18 protein-coding genes and 1 pseudogene are annotated in these 18,494 nt (G+C 65.5%); 12 read left to right on the forward strand and 7 right to left on the reverse strand.

What is annotated here, in order from left to right; all coding sequences use genetic code 11:
* The 12 genes and pseudogenes from DRW48_RS14565 to DRW48_RS16410 form a co-directional block, all read left to right on the forward strand.
* The gene (locus DRW48_RS14565) at positions 1-960 is read left to right on the forward strand and encodes a LysR family transcriptional regulator (RefSeq protein WP_114077057.1); all 960 of its coding nucleotides are present in this window, start codon (positions 1-3) and stop codon (positions 958-960) included.
* The gene (locus DRW48_RS16180) at positions 957-1,724 is read left to right on the forward strand and encodes an FAD/NAD(P)-binding protein (protein ID WP_199286120.1); all 768 of its coding nucleotides are present in this window, start codon (positions 957-959) and stop codon (positions 1,722-1,724) included. Before DRW48_RS14565 ends, DRW48_RS16180 begins: the two co-directional genes overlap by 4 nt.
* A complete protein-coding gene (locus DRW48_RS16185; protein ID WP_199286121.1) occupies positions 1,670-2,416 on the forward strand; it encodes a hypothetical protein in 747 nt (248 codons plus the stop codon). Before DRW48_RS16180 ends, DRW48_RS16185 begins: the two co-directional genes overlap by 55 nt.
* Entirely contained in the window at positions 2,413-3,387 is a 975-nt protein-coding gene (locus tag DRW48_RS14575) for an ABC transporter permease (RefSeq protein WP_114077058.1), read from the forward strand. The genes DRW48_RS16185 and DRW48_RS14575 overlap by 4 nt, the downstream gene beginning before the upstream one ends.
* Positions 3,384-4,286, forward strand: coding sequence for an ABC transporter permease (locus DRW48_RS14580; protein WP_114077059.1), 903 nt, complete (start codon positions 3,384-3,386; stop codon positions 4,284-4,286). The genes DRW48_RS14575 and DRW48_RS14580 overlap by 4 nt, the downstream gene beginning before the upstream one ends.
* Positions 4,283-5,278, forward strand: a complete 996-nt coding sequence (locus DRW48_RS14585) for an ABC transporter ATP-binding protein (RefSeq protein WP_114077060.1) — start codon at positions 4,283-4,285, stop codon at positions 5,276-5,278. The genes DRW48_RS14580 and DRW48_RS14585 overlap by 4 nt, the downstream gene beginning before the upstream one ends.
* Positions 5,275-6,303: an ABC transporter ATP-binding protein gene (locus DRW48_RS14590; protein ID WP_114077061.1), complete on the forward strand. Its 1,029-nt coding sequence runs from the start codon at positions 5,275-5,277 to the stop codon at positions 6,301-6,303. The genes DRW48_RS14585 and DRW48_RS14590 overlap by 4 nt, the downstream gene beginning before the upstream one ends.
* A gap of 4 nt (positions 6,304-6,307) precedes the next feature.
* Positions 6,308-7,879, forward strand: coding sequence for an ABC transporter substrate-binding protein (locus DRW48_RS14595; protein WP_199286122.1), 1,572 nt, complete (start codon positions 6,308-6,310; stop codon positions 7,877-7,879).
* A 5-nt stretch (positions 7,880-7,884) separates the two neighbouring features.
* Positions 7,885-9,162 (forward strand): acyl-CoA thioester hydrolase/BAAT C-terminal domain-containing protein, encoded by a 1,278-nt coding sequence (locus DRW48_RS14600; RefSeq protein ID WP_199286123.1) that lies wholly within the window; start codon positions 7,885-7,887, stop codon positions 9,160-9,162.
* A 171-nt stretch (positions 9,163-9,333) separates the two neighbouring features.
* A complete protein-coding gene (locus tag DRW48_RS14605; RefSeq protein ID WP_114077062.1) occupies positions 9,334-9,630 on the forward strand; it encodes a plasmid stabilization protein in 297 nt (98 codons plus the stop codon).
* A gap of 172 nt (positions 9,631-9,802) precedes the next feature.
* Positions 9,803-10,738 (forward strand): protein-L-isoaspartate(D-aspartate) O-methyltransferase, encoded by a 936-nt coding sequence (locus DRW48_RS16405; RefSeq protein WP_241963291.1) that lies wholly within the window; start codon positions 9,803-9,805, stop codon positions 10,736-10,738.
* Positions 10,739-10,750: 12 nt separating this feature from the next.
* A pseudogene (locus DRW48_RS16410) lies at positions 10,751-11,800 on the forward strand (erythromycin esterase family protein); the annotation flags it as partial.
* 8 nt (positions 11,801-11,808) lie between these two features.
* On the opposite strand, the gene DRW48_RS14615 reads toward DRW48_RS16410, so the two are convergent.
* From DRW48_RS14615 to DRW48_RS14645, 7 genes are all read right to left on the reverse strand, one after another.
* Positions 11,809-12,342 (reverse strand): L-2-amino-thiazoline-4-carboxylic acid hydrolase, encoded by a 534-nt coding sequence (locus DRW48_RS14615; protein WP_114077063.1) that lies wholly within the window; start codon positions 12,340-12,342, stop codon positions 11,809-11,811.
* 15 nt (positions 12,343-12,357) lie between these two features.
* Positions 12,358-13,662 (reverse strand): NAD(P)/FAD-dependent oxidoreductase, encoded by a 1,305-nt coding sequence (locus DRW48_RS14620; protein WP_114077064.1) that lies wholly within the window; start codon positions 13,660-13,662, stop codon positions 12,358-12,360.
* Positions 13,663-13,823: 161 nt separating this feature from the next.
* Positions 13,824-15,020: an ABC transporter substrate-binding protein gene (locus DRW48_RS14625; protein WP_114077065.1), complete on the reverse strand. Its 1,197-nt coding sequence runs from the start codon at positions 15,018-15,020 to the stop codon at positions 13,824-13,826.
* 13 nt (positions 15,021-15,033) lie between these two features.
* The gene (locus DRW48_RS14630) at positions 15,034-15,969 is read right to left on the reverse strand and encodes a branched-chain amino acid ABC transporter permease (protein WP_162784788.1); all 936 of its coding nucleotides are present in this window, start codon (positions 15,967-15,969) and stop codon (positions 15,034-15,036) included.
* Between the two features lie 131 nt (positions 15,970-16,100).
* Positions 16,101-17,015 (reverse strand): branched-chain amino acid ABC transporter permease, encoded by a 915-nt coding sequence (locus DRW48_RS14635; protein ID WP_162784789.1) that lies wholly within the window; start codon positions 17,013-17,015, stop codon positions 16,101-16,103.
* Positions 17,015-17,689: an ABC transporter ATP-binding protein gene (locus tag DRW48_RS14640; RefSeq protein WP_241963293.1), complete on the reverse strand. Its 675-nt coding sequence runs from the start codon at positions 17,687-17,689 to the stop codon at positions 17,015-17,017. The genes DRW48_RS14635 and DRW48_RS14640 overlap by 1 nt, the downstream gene beginning before the upstream one ends.
* 59 nt (positions 17,690-17,748) lie before the next feature.
* Entirely contained in the window at positions 17,749-18,492 is a 744-nt protein-coding gene (locus DRW48_RS14645) for an ABC transporter ATP-binding protein (protein WP_114077067.1), read from the reverse strand.
* Positions 18,493-18,494: the final 2 nt, after the last annotated feature.

Consider the following 18,494-nt stretch of genomic DNA (forward strand, 5'->3'; position numbering starts at 1 on the left):
ATGCCCCGCCTGAAGGTTCTTGAGGCATATCTCGAGGTCGCGGCGCTTGGCAGCGTGACGGCGGCGGCGCGCAGCCTCGGCTGCTCGCAACCTTCGGTGAGCCGCATGATCCAGGAGCTGGAGCGGGATCTGGGCCGCCCGCTGTTCGAGCGGTCGGGCCAGCGGCTGGTGCTGACCTCGCATGGCATGCTGCTGCGCGACGATGTCGCGCGGGCCCTCTCCGGCTTTGATGATTTGTGGGAGCGCGCGCGCGAGGGCGCGACCCAGGCCGCGCCGCCGGTGCGCGTCGCCGCCACCTCGTCCATGGCCATGGGCCTGCTGCCCGAGGCCTGGAAGGCGCTGGGCGGCGTTCAGAACCTGCGCCTTGCGGTACAGATCGAGACGCCGGACCTTGTCCAGAACGCCATCGTGACGGGCGCAGCCGAAATTGGCGCGACCAGTGCGCCGCTTCTGCATCGCGACCTGACGGTCGAGTGGCTCGGCGCTGCCGCCTGCGTTCTCGCAGTCCCCGAGGATGACCCGCTGGCCTCCGAGGACGGTCCCATCCCGCTCGCGGCGCTGCGCGGCCGCCCCCTGATCGGCATGTCCCTGCGCCGGGGTGTTCCCGCCCGTATCCGCGCCGCCCTGCGCGCGGTCGGGGTCGAGCCGTCGAACATCATCCGCACCAATTCCACCATCAACGCGATGGCCTTCATCCGCGCCGGCGCAGGGGTCGCGATCGTCGAGCCGCTGACCCCGCGCGGCGCGCCGACCCCCGGCGTGCGCATCCTGCCGCTGGATACCGCGATCCCGTATGCCTTCGGCGTCGTCACCGCACGCGCCTCGGTGCTGGGCGAGCGCGCGCGGCCGCTTGTGGCCGCCCTGCGCGCCGCTGCGGACACGCTCGACGGCTTCAACCAGATCGCCCCCGAGGACCACCAGTCCTTCCTCACCTCGCTGACCAAGGACGAGAACTTGTGAGCACCGATATGAACGCCAACTTCAAACCCGAGGGCCTTGAGGCGCTGAACGCCCGCGTCGCGCGCGATCTCGCGCTGCTCACCCTGCCCTCTCAGCGCTGGGTTCCCGACGTATTGGTGGATGGCGAGCCGTTGCTGGACGTCGCGATCATCGGCGCCGGCATGGCGGGCCTCGCCGCCGCGGGCGCGCTGCGCAACATCGGCGTCGCCGTGCGCAACTTCGACGCCCGGCCGCGCGGTCTGGAAGGGCCCTGGGCCACGACCGCGCGCATGGAAACCCTTCGCTCGCCCAAGTCCCTGACCGGCCCGGCACTTGGCATCCCCTCACTGACCTTCCGCGCCTGGTTCGAGGCGCAGTTCGGCCTCGCCGCCTGGGAGGCGCTGGACAAGATCCCGCGCCTGCAGTGGATGGATTACCTTCGCTGGTTCCGCGCAGTCATGGACATCGACGTGCGCAATGAGCATCGCATCACCAAGATTCACCTGCGCCCCGACCATGTGCTGCTGGACATGGAGACCCCTGACGGCCCGCTGACCTTGCGCGCGCGGCATGTCGTGCTGGCGACCGGACGCGACGGCCTTGGGGGGCATCGGTGCCACCGCTGGCGCACTCGCTGCCGTCCGACCGCTGGGCGCATTCGTCCGATGACAATGATTACAACGAGCTGCGCGGAAAGCGCGTGGTTGTGGTTGGCGCGGGTGCCTCGGCCATGGACAGCGCCGGCACCGCGTTGGAGGCGGGTGCGACCAGTGTCGATCTACTGATCCGGCGCGCCGAGATTCCGCGTATCAACCGTGGCAAGGGCATGGGCAACGCCGGCGCAGTGGCGGGTTATGCCTCGCTACCCGACGACTGGAAATGGCGCATCAACAGTTATGTCGCGCGCGAGCAATTGCCGCCCCCCCGCGGCAGCATGCTGCGCGTCTCGGCCTTTCCGAATGCCCGCTTCCGGCAAGGCAGCGCGCTGGTCTCGGCCGAGATGGTCGGCGACGAGGTGCTGATCCAGACCACGCGCGGCCCCGTGCGCTGCGACTTCGTGATCTTCTCGACCGGCTTCAAGGTCGATTGGGCCGCCCGCCCCTACCTGTCCGAGATCGCCGCCTGCGCCCGCAGCTGGGCTGATCGCGGCATGCCGGCCGATGCCGACCCCGGCCTCGCCGCCCTGCCAGACCTTGGCCAGGCATTCGAGTTCCTGCCGCGCGAGCCGGGCGCCTGTCCCGGCCTGCAGCGGGTCCATTGCTTCTGTTACCCGGCGGTCATGTCACATGGCACCGTGTCCGGCGATATTCCCGCCATCAGCGACGGCGCCCTGCGCCTGTCGCAGGGGATCGCCGCCAGCCTCTATGTCGAGGATGTCGAGACCCACTTCGCCCGCGGCCAGGCCTATTCAGAACTGGAAATCTTTGGCGACGAGTGGACCCCGTGGACCGAAGGCGCCGAGGATGTGGTCGCATGATCCTCTGGTTGATCCGAAGGATCGCGCAGGCGGTATTGGTGGTTTTCGCCATGTCCGTGGTGGTGTTCATGGGCATGCACATGATCGGCAGCCCGGCCGACATGCTGCTGGCGCCGGACGCCACCCAGGCTGACAGGGCCCAACTGATCGCAGAACTTGGCCTGGACCGGCCGCTGCTCGAGCAATACTGGCGCTTCCTGGTCAGCGCGCTGCACGGTGATCTGGGCCGCAGCTTCGTCTATAACGTGCCTGCGGTAACGCTGATCCTGCAGCGCCTGCCGGCAACGCTGGAGCTGGCGTTTTCAGCCTTGTTCCTGGCGATCCTGTTCGGGGTGCCGCTGGGCCTTTACGCCGGGCTGCGTCCGGACAGCTGGCTGGGTCGCGGCATCACCACAGGCTCGATCCTCGGCTTTTCGCTGCCCTCGTTCTGGGTCGGCCTGCTGCTGATCATGACCTTCAGCGTCTCGCTGCACTGGCTGCCGGCCAGCGGCCGGGGCGAGACGGTGCGCGTCTTCGGCGTCAACTGGTCGTTCCTGACACTCGACGGGCTGCGGCACATGATCCTGCCGGCGATCAACCTGGCGCTGTTCAAGATATCGCTGGTGATCCGCCTGACACGCGCCGGCGTGCGCGAGGTCATGCCGCTGGATTACGTCCGCTTTGCCCGTGCCAAGGGCCTGCGGCCCGGCCGGATCGTGGTCATGCATATCCTGCGCAACATCATGATCCCTCTGGTCACGGTGCTGGGCATCGAACTCGGCTCGACCATCGCTTTTGCGGTCGTGACGGAAAGCATCTTCTCGTGGCCGGGGGCGGGCAAGCTGATCCTTGACAGCATCAACGCTTTGGATCGCCCCGTCGTGGTCGCCTACCTGCTGGTGGTCGTCACTTTGTTCGTTCTTATCAACCTGGTCGTCGACATCCTTTACCGCTTCCTCGATCCCCGCGTGCGTGTGGAGGCCGCGGCATGAGCGTCACCTCCGCCACCGTGCGCCCGGTCAAGGCGCGGGCCGGCACACTGCGCCGCTTCCTGCGCTCGCCCACGGCCGTCGTCGGGCTGGTGCTGCTGACGCTGCTGATCTTCGGCGCGCTGTTCGCCCCGCAGATCGCGCCGCAGAACCCGTTCGACCTGCGCGCCATCGACGTGATGGACGCCCGGCTCGAGCCGGGCAGCAAGAACCTCGCCGGCGATCTGACCTATTGGCTCGGGACCGACGGACAGGGGCGCGATTTGCTGTCGGCGATCCTCTACGGCTTGCGCACCAGCCTGACGGTCGGGGTCGGCTCAGCCGTCATCGCGGGCGTTCTCGGGACGGTCCTCGGCCTCATCGCGGCGTGGAGCGGCGGCTTTCTCGATGCGCTCATCATGCGTGTCGTTGACCTGCTGATGTCCCTGCCCTCGATCCTGATTGCGCTGCTGCTGCTGGCACTGCTGGGCAAGGGCGTGGGCAACGTGATCCTGACGCTGGTGCTTCTGGAATGGGCCTACTACGCCCGCACCGCGCGCGGTCAGGCCCTGGTCGAAGGCAAGCGTGACTATGTCGAGGCCGCCCGCGGCCTGGGCCTCCCGATCCGCCGCATCCTGCTGCGCCATATCCTGCCCAACTGCCTGCCGCCGCTATTGGTGATCGCGGCGCTGCAAGTGGCCCGTGCCATCACGCTGGAGGCGACGCTCAGCTTCCTCGGCCTTGGCGTGCCGGTCACGCAACCCTCGCTGGGCCTGCTGGTGGCGAACGGCTTTCAGTTCATGCTGTCCGGCGAATACTGGATCAGCTTCTTTCCCGGCCTGACGCTGCTGCTGGCGATCGTGGCGATCAATCTCGTGGCCGACCGCCTGCGCGAGGTTCTGGACCCGAGGTCTCTGCGATGACTGCGCCGCTGCTGAAGGTCGAGAACCTGCACACCCGCTTTCGCTCTGAGGATGGCACGCTCGACGCCGTGCGCGACGTGTCCTTCTCGCTCGCACCCGGCGAGACGCTGGGACTGGTGGGCGAGAGCGGTTCGGGAAAATCCGTCACGGGCTTTTCCATCATGGGCCTGATCGACCCGCCAGGTGAGATCGCGGGCGGCCGGATCATGTTCCGTGACCGCGACCTGACCCAACTTCCGGCGGAGGAGATGCGCCGCCTGCGCGGCAACCGCATCGCCATGGTGTTCCAGGACCCGATGATGACCCTGAACCCCGTGCTGATGGTCGGCACGCAGATGATCGAGGCGATCCAGGCGCACGAGCGTGTCGGCAAGGCCGCCGCCCGCGCGCGGGCCCGCGATGCCTTGGGGGCAATGGGTATCCCCAGCCCCGAGGCGCGGCTGGACGCCTATCCGCACCAGATGTCGGGCGGCATGCGCCAGCGCGTGGCCATCGCCACTGCCCTGCTGAACCACCCTGACCTGATCATCGCCGACGAGCCAACGACCGCGCTCGATGTCTCGATCCAGGCGCAGATCCTGGCCGAGGTGCAGGAGTTGACGCGCAAGCGGGGCATGGCGCTGATCTGGATCACGCATGATCTGTCGGTCATCGCCGGCATCGCCGACAGCATCGCGGTCATGTATGCGGGCCGGATCGTCGAGCAGGGCGACGTGGACGCAGTGCTGGATCGCACGCGGCATCCCTACACTGCGGGCCTGATCGGCAGCCTGCCGGGTAGCGCCGCCCCGGGCAGCATGCTGACCCAGATTCAGGGAACCACACCCAGTCTGCTGAACCCGCCGCAGGGCTGTGCCTTTCATCCGCGCTGCGCCCGGATGACGCCCGAATGCCTGCGCCAGCCCGCCCCCGAGGCCGGCGCCGACCACCACATGGTGCGCTGCTTTAACCCGCTGACCGGCGACCCTTCCCAACCCGAGACTGCCGCATGACCGCCTTCGACCGAGAGCAGGACGACACCGTGGCGCTGCGGATGACGGGCGTGACCCGGACCTTCGGCGCCAAGCCCGGCCTGATGCAGAAACTTCGACTGGCGCCACCGCAGCCCGTCGTTCATGCGCTGGATGGCATTGACCTGACAATCGAGCGCGGCGGCTTTGTCGGCCTCGTGGGCGAGTCGGGCAGCGGCAAGTCCACCCTCGGCCGGATCGCGGCGGGCCTGCTGCGCGCCACCGCTGGCAAGGTCAGCGTCTTTGGCCACGACCCCATGGCGGGGCGCGAGATTCACCGTCAGGTGCAGCTGATCTTTCAGGACCCGCAGGCCAGCCTGAACCCGCGCATCCGAGTCGACCGCGCGTTGAGCGAGGCGCCCCTGTTTCATGGCCTGACTAAGCCCTCCGAGGTGGACGCCTATGTCGCCGCGCAGATGACGCGCGCCGGCCTCGACCCGGCGTTCCGGTTCCGCTTTCCGCACCAGTTCTCGGGCGGGCAGCGCCAGCGCGTGTCGATCGCGCGGGCGTTGGCGATGCAGCCGCGGTTCCTCGTCTGCGACGAATCCGTCGCTTCGCTGGACGTGTCGATCCAGGCGCAGATCCTGAACCTGTTCATGTCCTTGCGGCGCGAACTGGACCTGACCTACCTTTTCATCAGCCACGATCTGCGCGTCGTCCAGCACGTCGCGGACAGGGTGGTGATCATGTATCTGGGCCGCATCGTCGAGGATGCGCCGGCGGCCGAGTTCTTTGCCAACCCGAACCATCCCTACACCATCGGCCTGCTGGCCGAGATCCCGGACCTGCGCCAGCGGCGCAAGGTATTCGTCCCGGTCAAGGGCGAAATCCCCAGCCCGATCGCACCGCCGCCGGGCTGTCACTACCACACCCGTTGCCCGTTTGCTTTCGACCGCTGCCGCGTCGAACGCCCGGCCCTCAAGCTGGTCGCGCCGCAGCACCTCAGTGCCTGCCACCTCAATGACACGCTGGGCGGAAATCCCACCGCCCGCAATAAGGGAGCCTGAAACCATGACCAAACACCTGAAGTCCCTGATCCTGTCCACGGCACTGGCGGCCTTGCCGCTGAGCGCCTGGGCCGAGGACCTGACTATCGGTTTCGCCGACCCGGTGTCGTCCATCGACCCGCAGTTGAACAACCACGCGGGCGACCACTCCGTCTCGCAGCACTTCTGGCCCACCATCGTCGGCCAGCGTACCGAAGGCGGGCTGATCCCCGGCCTCGCCGCCGAGTGGAAGAACACCGACCCGACGACCTGGGAATTCAAGCTGCGCGACAACGCGGTCTGGACCGACGGCACCCCGGTCACGGCCGATGACGTCGCCTTCTCCTATCAGCGCGCGCTCGACGTGCCGGGCAGCGTCGCCAGCTTCAAGAGCTTCCTGCGCACCGTCGACAAGGTCGAGGTCAAGGACCCGCACACAGTCGTAATCACCACCAAGGCGCCCGACCCGATCCTGCCGATCAACCTGTCGTCCATCTATATCGTCAGCAAGCATGTCGGCGAGACGGCGACCACCGACGACTACAACAGCGGCAAGGCGATGGTCACCTCAGGCCCCTATGCCTTCGTCAGCTACACGCCCGGCGATCGCATCGAGATGAAGCGGGACGACAATTACTGGGGCGACAAGCAGGTCTGGGACAAGGTCAGCTATCGTTACATCGCCAACCCCGCCGCCCGCACCGCCGCACTGCTGTCGGGCGACGTGGACGTGATCGACAAGGTCTCGGTCTCGGACATCAAGACGCTCGAGGACAACAACAAGGTCAAGGTCTGGTCCTATCCGGGTCTGCGCGTGCTGATCCTGCAGCCCAGCTTCAACCCCGAGCCGAACAAGTTCATCACCGACAACGCCGGCAAGCCGCTGGACAAGAACCCGCTGCTGGACGTCAAGGTGCGCCAAGCGCTGAACATGGCTATCAACCGTGAGGCGGTGGTCGACCGGGTCATGCGCGGCGGCGCCACTGTAGCGACGCAGTGGATGCCGGCCGACACCTTTGGGTATGATCCCGACCATGCCGAGATCGCCTTTGATCCGGATGGCGCCAAAAAGTTGCTGTCCGACGCGGGTTATCCCGAAGGCTTCAAGCTGACCATGCACGTTCCGGGCGACCGCTATCCGCTGGCCCCCGAGACCGCGCAGGCCATCGCCCAGTTCTGGAGCCGGATTGGCGTTCAGACCCAGGTCGAGGTGGTCCCGTTCTCGGTCTACTCGGGCGCTGCGAACAAGAACGAGTACGCGATGTCGATGATCGGCTGGGGCAACGGCACGGCCGAGGGCACCTATGCCATGACCTCGATCCTTGCTACCAACGACAAGGAAAAGGGCCTCGGCGCGTCCAACTGGGGCCGTTACAGCAACCCCAAGCTGGACGAGGCACTGGCGGCGGCGAGTTCCGAGTTCGATGACGCCAAGCGCGAGGCGATCATCAAGGACGCGGTCAAGGTGGTGATGGACGATGTCGGGATCATCCCGCTGTTCCACTACAAGAACATCTGGGCCAGCCGCCCGGACCTGAAGGTGGTGCCTTACAACAGCGACCGGACCGAGGCGATGCAGGTCAGCAAGGCCGAGTGACTGCCATGGCCCAGACAGCAGTGCCGGACCTGTCCGTCACCCCGCAGTCGGCGCTGATCGACGTGCCGCGCAGCATCATCCTGCGCGGCGTGCCGGCCGGGGCCGAGATCGAGATCACGTCCGAAACCCAGCGCGGCGACCGGATGTGGCGTGCTTCAGCCCGTTATTGGGCGGATGATGCGGGCACGCTTGATCTGTCGCGGGACGCACCGCTGTCGGGCAGCTACCAGGCGGTCGACGCGATGGGCCTCATCTGGTCCCAGCGCGGCGAAGGCGGGGTGTTTCACGACGACCCCTCCCAGCCGCTGGAGACGACGTTGACGGCGCGCCTTGAGAGCGCGCCGATCGCAACCGCAATGATGACGCAGACCCTGATGGCGCCCGGTGTCACCCGACAGCCGCTTGCCGAAGACGGGCTGGTTGGCACCCTTTTTACGCCTGCCGGCGCTGGGCCGCATCCGGCAATCATGATCCTCAACGGCTCGGGCGGCGGCATCAACGAGCCGCGCGCCGCTCTCTGGGCAAGCCGCGGGGTCGCGGCCCTGGCGCTCGGCTATTTCGGGGCGCCGGGACTGCCGCGCTATATCTCGAACACGCCCCTGGAATATTTCGCGCGCGGCCTCGACTGGCTGCGGCGGACGGTCAAGCCGCGGGGCGATTTCGTCGCGGTCGCCGGACAGTCGCGCGGGGGCGAGCTGTCGCTGCTACTGGGCGCGACCTACCCGGACAAGGTATCGGCCGTCCTCGCCTATGTTCCCAGCGCCTTCGTCCATGGCGGCCAGGCCGCAGCCGACCCTGCACTGGGCAGAGACGGGCCGGGCTGGACGCTGAATGGCGAGCCGCTGGTCCACCAGTGGCAGGACAACGTGACCGCCAGTTGGGAGCCCTATGACAACGCGCGCCACCAACGCCGGAACGCCGACGCCATGCGCACCGCCCTCGGCGATCCGGCTGCGATGGCGCGCGCCCGCATCCCGGTCGAGCGCATCGCCGGCCCGGTCCTGTTGATTTCGGGTGGAGACGATGGCGCGTGGCCGTCGAATCTCTATTCGCTGATCGTGCAATCGAGCCTGCTTGCGGCGGGCCGCACCGCCGAATGGGTCAATACCCCAGAGGCCGGCCACTCGATCCTGTTCCCCTATGTCCCGACGACCGCCATTGCGCACGTCCACCCGGTCAGCGGCATCGCCACCACGATGGGGGGCACCCCAGCGGCAAATGCCGAGGCGAACATCGCCGCCTGGACCGCCGCTCAATCGTTCCTCGCATCGGCTGTAGGCTAAGGTACGGGAGCTAGCCGCGACGCATCCTCGCGATTAGCGTCCCCGCGGGACGGGGCGCCCCTTCAGCCCTGCGAACATCTCCGCACCCGCCAATCACAATTGTTTTCGCCCCGAACAAACCGCAACGCAGCGAGTTGACGTATTGCTGAGGGCAATACGAGGAGAGCGATCATGCCCCGGGGTGACAAGTCGAGCTACACCGACAAGCAAAAGCGCCAGGCCGAGCATATCGAGCAAGGATATGAGGACCGTGGCGTGTCCAAGTCAGAGGCAGAGAGCCGGGCTTGGGCGACGGTGAACAAGGAGAGCGGCGGCGGCAAGAAATCGGGCTCTGGCCGAGGAAAATCGGAGAGTCACGCTCCCTCGCGCAAGGGGGATGCCCAGGCCGCATCCGGCGAGGGGGCAGCGAAACGCTCTGCCGCCGCGAAAAAGGGCTGGGAAACGCGCCGACGCCAAGGAAACGCATAGGGCAGCCTTGTTTTGAGGCTGGCTGCACTTTGACTTGGATGACGCGGGAAACGCGCGCCGCACTGGCTACAAATATGGCCGCGGGGGCGGTTCGCGCGGCCTTCGGCGACCGGAAAATCAGCCGCCCCCCGAGTTCCGCCTTCCTACGCCACCGATGAATCGGGAAGCTGCAGTGACCGATTACAACAAGTTTCGCGAGCGCATGGTTAATGTCCACATCGCCGCTCGTGGCATCCGCGACGAGCGGGTTCTAAGCGCCATGCGAAGGGTCCCCCGCGAGCGGTTCGTAGACGACGGCCTCGAAGAGTTCGCCTATGATGATGCGCCCCTTCCGATTGGGGAAGGCCAGACCATCTCGCAGCCTTATGTCGTGGCGCTCATGATTGAGGCGGCCGAGATCGAACCCGGCGACCGCGTGCTAGAGGTCGGCGCGGGCTCGGGCTACGCCGCGGCGGTCCTCGGCCAACTCGCAGCCACAGTTTACGCGATCGAGCGCCACGCCACGTTGGCCAAGCTCGCGCTAGAGCGATTGAGCGCCCTCGGCTACGACAATGTCCACATCCTCATCGGTGACGGCACGCACGGCCTTGAGGCGGAGGCTCCCTTCGAGGCGATTCTCGGCTCTGCCGGCGCCCGCTCCGTCCCGGACACCCTCAAGCGCCAACTCGCCATCGGTGGTCGCCTGATCATTCCTATAGGTGAGCAGGGAAATCAGAAGCTGTTCAAGATCACCCGCCTCTCCCAGGATCGTTTCGAGGAGCACAGCCTTGGCGCGGTCAGCTTCGTGCCGCTGATCGGCACCCATGGCTGGCCCGAGGAAGACCGCGCGGCAACCACCCATGTCCCGGGCAAGGCGCACGGCCAGACCCTTGCGCAGATGATCGGGGCAGCGGGCGAGGATTTGCCAGCGTTCGATAACCCGGCCTTTGGGGCAATGTTCGACAGATTTGCGGACCGTCGCGTAGTGCTGCTGGGCGAGGCGAGCCACGGCACCAGCGAATTCTACCAGGCTCGCGCCGCGATCACCCGGCATCTCATCGAACATCACGGCTTCAAGATCGTCGCCGTCGAGGCGGACTGGCCGGACGCCGCCCGGATCGACCGCTAAGTTCGCCGCCGCCCTGCCCGCCCCGGCGCCGCAGCGGACCCACCGTTCCAGCGGTTTCCCACCTGGATGTGGCGTAACACGGATGTCCAGCAACTGATCAACTGGCTGCACGCGCACAACGCCACCATCGCGGAAATGGAGGGCCGGGCAGGCTTTTACGGCCTCGACATCTACAACATGTCAGGCTCGATCGGCGCGGTGCTCGACTATCTCGACGAGGTCGATCCCGCAGCGGCCAAAATCGCGCGCGAGCGCTACGGCTGCCTGACTCCCTGGCAAAAGAACCCGGCGACCTACGCACGGGCCACGCTGTCGCGCGGTTACGCCGAATGCGAAGAAGGCGTGATCCGGCAGTGCCGCGACTTGCTGCGAAAGCAGGTGGAATATGCCGCGCAGGATGGCGACGACTTCCTCGATGCTGCGCAGAGCGCGCGGCTGATCGCCTCCGCCGAGCGGTACTACCGGATCATGTACTATGGCGGCGCGGACAGCTGGAACCTGCGCGACACGCACATGTTCGAAACCCTGCAGAATTTGCTTAAAGCCAAGGGGCCGGAGGCCAAGGCCATCGTCTGGGCGCATAACAGCCATATCGGCGACGCCCGCTTCACTGAAATGGGGACCTCACGTGACGAGTTGAACATCGGCCAACTCTGCCGCGAGGCCTTCGGTGAGGATGCAGCCCTCATTGGCTTTGGCACGCATTTGGGCACGGTCGCTGCCGCGAGTGACTGGGATGGCGATATGGAGGTGAAGCGGATCAACCCCTCGCGTCCCGACAGTTACGAGCGGCAGTTCCACGACAGCGGCAAGCCCGCCTTCCTTCTCGACCTGCGTCCTGGCGTCCACGACGCGTTGCGACAACGCCTAAGCGAGCCGCGGCTGGAACGTTTCATCGGCGTCATTTACCGGCGAGAAACTGAACTGCAAAGCCACTATAGCCAAGCCGTCCTGCCGCGGCAGTTTGATGCCTTCGTCTGGTTCGACAACACCCGGGCGGTCACCCCGCTGGGACCCGAACATCATCGGGGCGTGCCCGAGACTTATCCCTTCGGACAATAGGCCATGCTTCAGCGAGCGCTTTCGTCATCCACGGGCGAGACCGGGGCGGAGGGCGGGGCACCGGCGTCGCCGGACCCGGACGCCATCCGATAGCGAAAGTCGCAGTGATCGTCCCCCGCCATGATCGTATGCGGGCGGTCGAGTTTCATGTCCGGATTGAACCCGATGCAGAAATCGCCATCCCGATTGCACGAGAGCAGCGCACCGATGTCGCCAAGGCCCATTTGGCGGTACATTTCGGCGTAACGGCACCGCACGACATCGAATTCCAGTTGCTCGGGCGAAGCGTGCAGCATCTCGATCTCGAGTGCACCGCCCTTGGTCCAGTTAGGCAGGATTTCCAGGAAGTCGTCGAGGTCGGGCGTGCCGCCGAAGCGTTCCGACATGGTCTTTCCGTGGGCGATTGCCGCGCGCGAGACGGCCTCACCAACGACCGCATTCGCCTCTGCCCTGCCGGAGCGTTCTTCGATGGTCTTATGAACCCACTTGAGGATCTCCGCCTCGATGCGGCGGCGTTCGAGAATTGGCAGCTCTTCAGTCATGGCGTCCTCCGGGAATCAGTTCTTTTGCTCGGCCAGGTCCTTGCGGCGCAGCCAGGCGAGGTATGAGGGTGCAATCCGGCGAACCAGACCGTGAAGCGGCAGCGGCCGCAACTTCGATTCCGGCAGCGCCAGCGAGTCTAGCCGTGCGCCCGAGGCAGCACGGGCCAGTTCGCGACCCAACGCCACTGACAGGGCCACGCCCCTGCCGTTGCAGCCGGTCCAGGTCCAGGCGCCATCGCCCAAGCGGTGGATGCGCGGCATGTAGTCGGGCGTCATGCCAACATATCCATTCCATACATGAGTCATCGGCTGGCGACCGAGGGCAGGAAATGCCTCGGCCAGATTTTCCGAGACACGAGCGGTAAGGCGCCGGATGACATCCCGCGTGCCGATAACGGCACCGCCGGTTATCAGCCGGTTTCCGGCATCGTAACGAAAAAAACGAAGATCGCCACGGGTATCGGAAACGGCTTGGCGACCCGGGATGACGGCGCTCCGCATGTCCTCGGGGATTGGCGGTGTTGACATCTGCCACGAGACGATGGGCACGATCGTGTGCGCCAGTCGGGCATCAAGGTCAGGGACCAACTCGCCAGTGTAAGCATTGGTGGCGAGGATCATGTGCCGCGCACGCACCCGGGCCCCGTTGGCCGTGCTTACGACCCAAGCGTCCCCGTCCTTCCGCCAACCCGTGGCAAGGGTACCCTCGTGGATAGTGGCCCCGCGGCCTGCCACAACACCGGCCAATTCGCGCGTCAGCGCCAGCGGGTTGATATGTCCGCCGGTGGGATTGAACATTCCGCCGAACCAGTGGTCGGATCCCAGAAGCGTGCGGGTCTCTTCCCAATCCAGCAGGCGCGCCGGGAAACCGTGCTTGTTCCATGCCTCGACGCGGCGCCGCGAAAGGCCGACGCGGCCAGGCGAGTGAGCGGGCTGGAACCATCCGGTCTGCTCGGCCTCGGCATTGATGCCCTCCTCGCGGATCAGATCGAAAAGCGCAGAAGCGCTGTTGCCGATCAGCTTGACGAGGCGTTCGCCCGCGGCCCCGTGTCGCGTGATGATCTTGTCAGGCTCGGCGGCGGACAGCGTCGGAATGACCTGACCGTTGTTGCGTCCTGACGCCCCCCAGCCGATCCCCTTTCCCTCCAGCAGCACGACCCCCTGGCCTGCGCGCAAGAACTCCAGCGCCGCAGAGAGACCGGTGAAGCCGCCCCCGATGACAACAGCATCAGTTTCACAATCGGCCTCCAGCGACGGGGAAAGTGGCCGGGCTGGCGTCGTGTCGACCCAGATCGAGGGGGGAAATTGCACGTCGGCCATCGGTATGTCTGTCCTGCTTTTAAAAGTGAGGCGGCGCCTTGAAGGGCGCCACCAGGAGCCAGCGGCCTTGCTTATCCAAAGAGCCAACCGGGCGTCCCAATCCGATCACTCCTACCAACGGGGAACAGATCGGCGGTCGAGTCGCCAGGCGCAGCAATGATCTATTGCTGCATGAACACTTCGAGGGGGATCACCTTTGAGAGCTTGGCGGTATCGATGACCTTGGACTTTCCGTCAGAAACCTCGGTCACCAGGAACGGGATCTGAGTCTGGATGTGGAAATCGGGCGTGAAGGTTCGCGGTCCCAGCAACGTCGGCTCGTCCTTGAAGCTGTCCATGACTTTGACGACGGCATCGGCGTCGAAGGTGCCGGCTTTCTCGACCGCCTTGGCCCAAAGCTCGATTGCGACATAACCGTCAAACGTGCTCTGGCTGACCGGGGCCGCGCCAAACCGCGCGGCGTATTTCTTGACGAACTCGTTGACTGCCGGGTTCGGATCGTCGCCCCGGATCGAGCCGCGGGCCAGTCCGTAAAAACCGCTCAGACCCGGTGCGGACGAAATCCAGTCCTCGCCGTCCATCGAGGTTCCGGCAAGGATGGGGACCGTAATTCCGGCAGCCCGGATCTGACGCATCGCGCTTGCTGCACCGGGCATGTACGAGCAAAGCATGATCGCGTCAGGATTTGCCGCCTTGATACGGCTGATCTGGGCGGCGATGGACGTATCCCCGTTTTCGAAAGTATCAGCGCCGACGATCTGGACCCCCTCGAGTTGAGGGGCCATCCACTCAAAGCCGCTGCACAGGCCCCGATCATACTGAATCGTCACGTCGAGCAAGGTAAAGGGCTTGCGCATGTTGAACTTGCTGTAGGCCCATTCCGCGATTGTCGCTCCTTCCGTGTTGCCTACCGAGGCCGCCGAATAGGAATGAGGACCGATGCCCTGCGCGCCCGCCTTGAAGTCAGCCGCACACAGGAAAATCGAGATCTTGCCAGCGGACTCGGCCGCGAGGGCTGCCGGGGCGCCCAGATCGAAGTCGCACGACACCAGCATCATCGGCACGTCCATCGACAACAGTTCCTGCGCCACCTGCGCGGTTCGGGCGACATCGGTGCGCGTGTCTCGGATCTCGGGGACCAGCTTCTTTCCCAGCAGGCCGCCTTTTGCGTTGATCTCGTCCATCGCCATGATAGCGGCGTTGGTGGCGCCCTCGTCATAGGCCTGCATCCAGCCTGACTGGGCGACGGCAAAGCCGATCTTCACCTCGCCGTCCCGAGCAAGTGCCGCAGGCGCAAAGGTGCTGGCCCCGACCGTCAGAGCGGCCCAAAAGCCAATCGCAGAACCTGTTCTGATCATTGATAAACCCCCCTCAGGATTGTGTTTCGTGTCTGGACGACATGTTCGACGCGTCGCGACCGGGCAGGGCCTTGGGCCAGCCCAACTCGAAGTGGCCGAAGAGGCCCAGCGGGCGCTTTACAAGGAAGACACACGTCAGCGCCGCAACCAGGAAGTCGGCGATACCCGGGATCGCGAGATTAAAGCCCCCCACCCTGCCCACGCCCTCCAGCCAAACCAAGACTTCGATCAGCACCGACAGCAGGATCGCGCCCACAACCGCGCCGCTGAGGCTGTAGACCCCGCCGATGATCAGCATACTGAGGGCAAGGAACGTGGCCGCCAGATAGAAGGCATCGGGCCGGATGACTCCAAGGTGTCGGGCCTGCAGACTGCCGGCAATCCCACAGACAAAGGCGCTGAGGACAAAGGCGAGCAGCCGTACACGGTAGCCGCTGATGCCAACCGCTTCGGCCGCGATTTCCTCGTCCCGCACCGCGCGCAGCGCAAGACCCGATGCCGAATTGATATGTGCCCAAGCGATGAAAACGGCGAGGATCGCAAAGCCGGTGACGTGCCAGATCTTCAGCCCCGTCGGGATGCCGACCAGGGACCCAACGCCTCCGGTTATCGGCCCGGCGTTGGAGTAAACGGTGTTGAAGATGGCGAGGACCGCGAAGGTCGCGATGGCTGAGGCGATACCCGACAGGCGCATGATGACCGCGCCCGCCAACAGGGCAGCAAGGGCAGCAAACAAGGCCGACAGGAGAACGGCAAGGAACGGTTCGACCTGTGCCTGCTGCAGGACCTCGGGCAGCCCCTTCAGCATCATGGCCTTCATCATAGGCCGTAGCGTAAGCCAGGCCGTCATGTAGGCGGACATTCCCACGAAGGCCATGTGCCCGAAGCTGAGCACGCCGGAGTTGCCTATGAAGATGTAAAACCCGGTGACGAGGATGACGTTGATCATGATGCCGGTGCCGATGCGGGACAGCACCGAGGAGCCGGTCAGGCTGAACCCCATGGCGACCAGGACCAGCAACCCTGCAAGTAGCAGCGGGGTGGCATGTCGGGCCACAAGGGCGGATGTGGATGGGGTCATCAGATGCGCTCCGACTTCTGGCCAAAGTTGAACAGCCCTTGCGGCCGCAGCAGCAGCACGACGATCACGAAGAGGTAGACAAAAGCATTGCGGAAGGGGCGCACTTCGACAGGCAACCCGATCTGGAAAAGCACGCTGATCACGCCAATAAGATAAGCGCTGAGGACCGCGCCCGTCAGGCTGCCGAGGCCGCCCACCACCGTGGCAACAAACGCCACCAGCAACGTCCCCTCGCCCATCGTCAGGCTGGCCATCCCTGTCTGCGGCAGGGTCAGCAGTGCCGTCACCGCCGCAAGCGCGCCCGACATCGCAAAGGCGACCAGAATGATCCGGTTCGCGGGCACGCCCAGCATTTGCGCCATCCGAAAATTCTCGGCCGATGCGCGCATGGCGGCGCCAAAGCGCGTGTTACGCAGGAACAGGCTGAGGGCGGCCAAGATAGCCAGCGTGACGACCACGGTAACGATCTGCAGCAAGGGGATGTTCACGCCCCCTACCTCGACCAACCGGGCCAGGCCGGGCCAGAGGTTTATGCCGACCGGACGGCTGCCGTAGATCATCATCAGCAGGTTTTGGAGGCCTGCGCCGAGCGCGAAGGACGCGACCATCATGGTCGCAGGCTGCGCGCCGCGCATGTAGCGAAACAGTACGACCTCGGACAGAAGGGCCAGCAAGATGCCGAACAGGAGGACCGTCGCTACAAGCGCGTAGGTCGGAAGCGCGCCGAGGAAAAGCCGCGATAAGCCCCCCGTGGTCGGCAATACAATCGCATAGGCGCAGAACGCCATATAGATGCCTTGAGCAAAGTTGACGAGGCGTACAACGCTGAAGATCAGGCCGATGCCCAGAGCGGTCAGCGCGTAAAGGCTGCCCAGGCTGAGGGCATCTATGCCGGACTGAACCAGACCCACCATCAGGCGACCCCCTGCCCCATGCCGAAATAACTTTGTTCTAGCGCCTCGTCCCTCGCGAGGTCTCGCGCGCGCCCATCCCTGACGATGCTGCCGGTATTGAGCAGTATCAGCCGCGCATCCACGTCGACAGCGCGGGCAAAGCTCTGCTCTGCGATCAGGAACGTCAGTCCGCGTTCTTTGCGCAGGCGCAGCAGCGTTTCGTAGATTTGTTCGACGATCATGGGCGCCAGTCCCAGCGAAAGCTCATCGATGATCAGCAGGTCTGCCCGGGTCATCAGCGCGCGGCCGATCGCCAGCATCTGTTGCTGACCGCCCGAAAGCAGGCCGGCGGAATCACCGAGACGCGGCCTCAGCGCGGGAAAGAGGTCCAGCACCCAGTCGAGGTCCTCGCGCGCGGCGGCCCTGTCTCGCCGCAAATAGGTGCCCAGCATCAGGTTCTCGACCACCGACAACGCACCGAATATCTCTCGCCCTTCCGGGACCAGGTTCACCCCCGCGCCCACGATCCGGTCTGCGGAAAGCCCGGTCAACCTGCGTCCGCGCAGGTGAACGCTGCCCCTTGCCGTCGGAATAACCCCGGCGATGGCCCTGAGAAGGGTCGATTTTCCAGCTCCGTTCGGGCCAGCGACAAACACCATCTCGCGCTCTTCTAGGCGTAAGGTCGCGTTGCGCACCGCGCTAAGCGGGCCATAGCGGACCGTAAGGTCGCTGACCTCCAAGTGGGCGGGAGCGGTCATGCGCATGCCTTTCGTTGATGCGCATCGCCAGAGGTGCCAAGGTATGCCTCGCGCACGACTTCATCCCGGGCGATCGCGTCCGGCGTGTCCAAGGCGATGATCCGGCCCCTATCGAGGACCGCGATCTCGTCGCAGAGCGAGAGCACCAGTCCGACCTGATGCTCAACAAGCAGGACAGCGGGCCCCTCGTTCGCGCGGATCGTTCGGATCGTATCGGCGAGGCCCTGCGCCTCTTGCTGCGACATCCCGGCGGCTGGCTCGTCGAGCAGCAGGAATTTCGGTTGGCACACGGTTGCGCGGGCGATGGCCACGCGACGTTGGTCCGTATAGGGCAGGACCGCGGCAACCTCGTGCGCCAGCTGTGCGATTCCGGTCTGGTCCAGGACGCGGTCTGCTTCAGTTGCGGCAGCCCGCCGCGAAAGACCCATGCCAATCGCTGCGGCGGCAAGGTTTTCGGCAACTGTCAGTGTCGCGAAAAGGCGTCCTGCCTGGAACGTGCGGCTGATCCCTGCGTGGCGGAACGCCGCCGGCGGACCGCCGATGGCCCGGCCATCAAGGAGGACGCGGCCGGCGCTGGCTTTCTGGAACCCGGTCATCACGTTGATGCAGGTGCTCTTGCCCGCGCCATTGGGGCCGATGAGCCCGAGAATACCTGCGGGGCCCATAGTCAACGACACGTCCGTCAGCGCGTTGAGGCCGCCGAAAGACACCCGCACATGTTCCAGCGACAGACTGCCCATGA

Source organism: Paracoccus suum (genome assembly GCF_003324675.1).
In the GTDB taxonomy this organism is placed as follows: Bacteria; Pseudomonadota; Alphaproteobacteria; order Rhodobacterales; family Rhodobacteraceae; genus Paracoccus; species Paracoccus suum.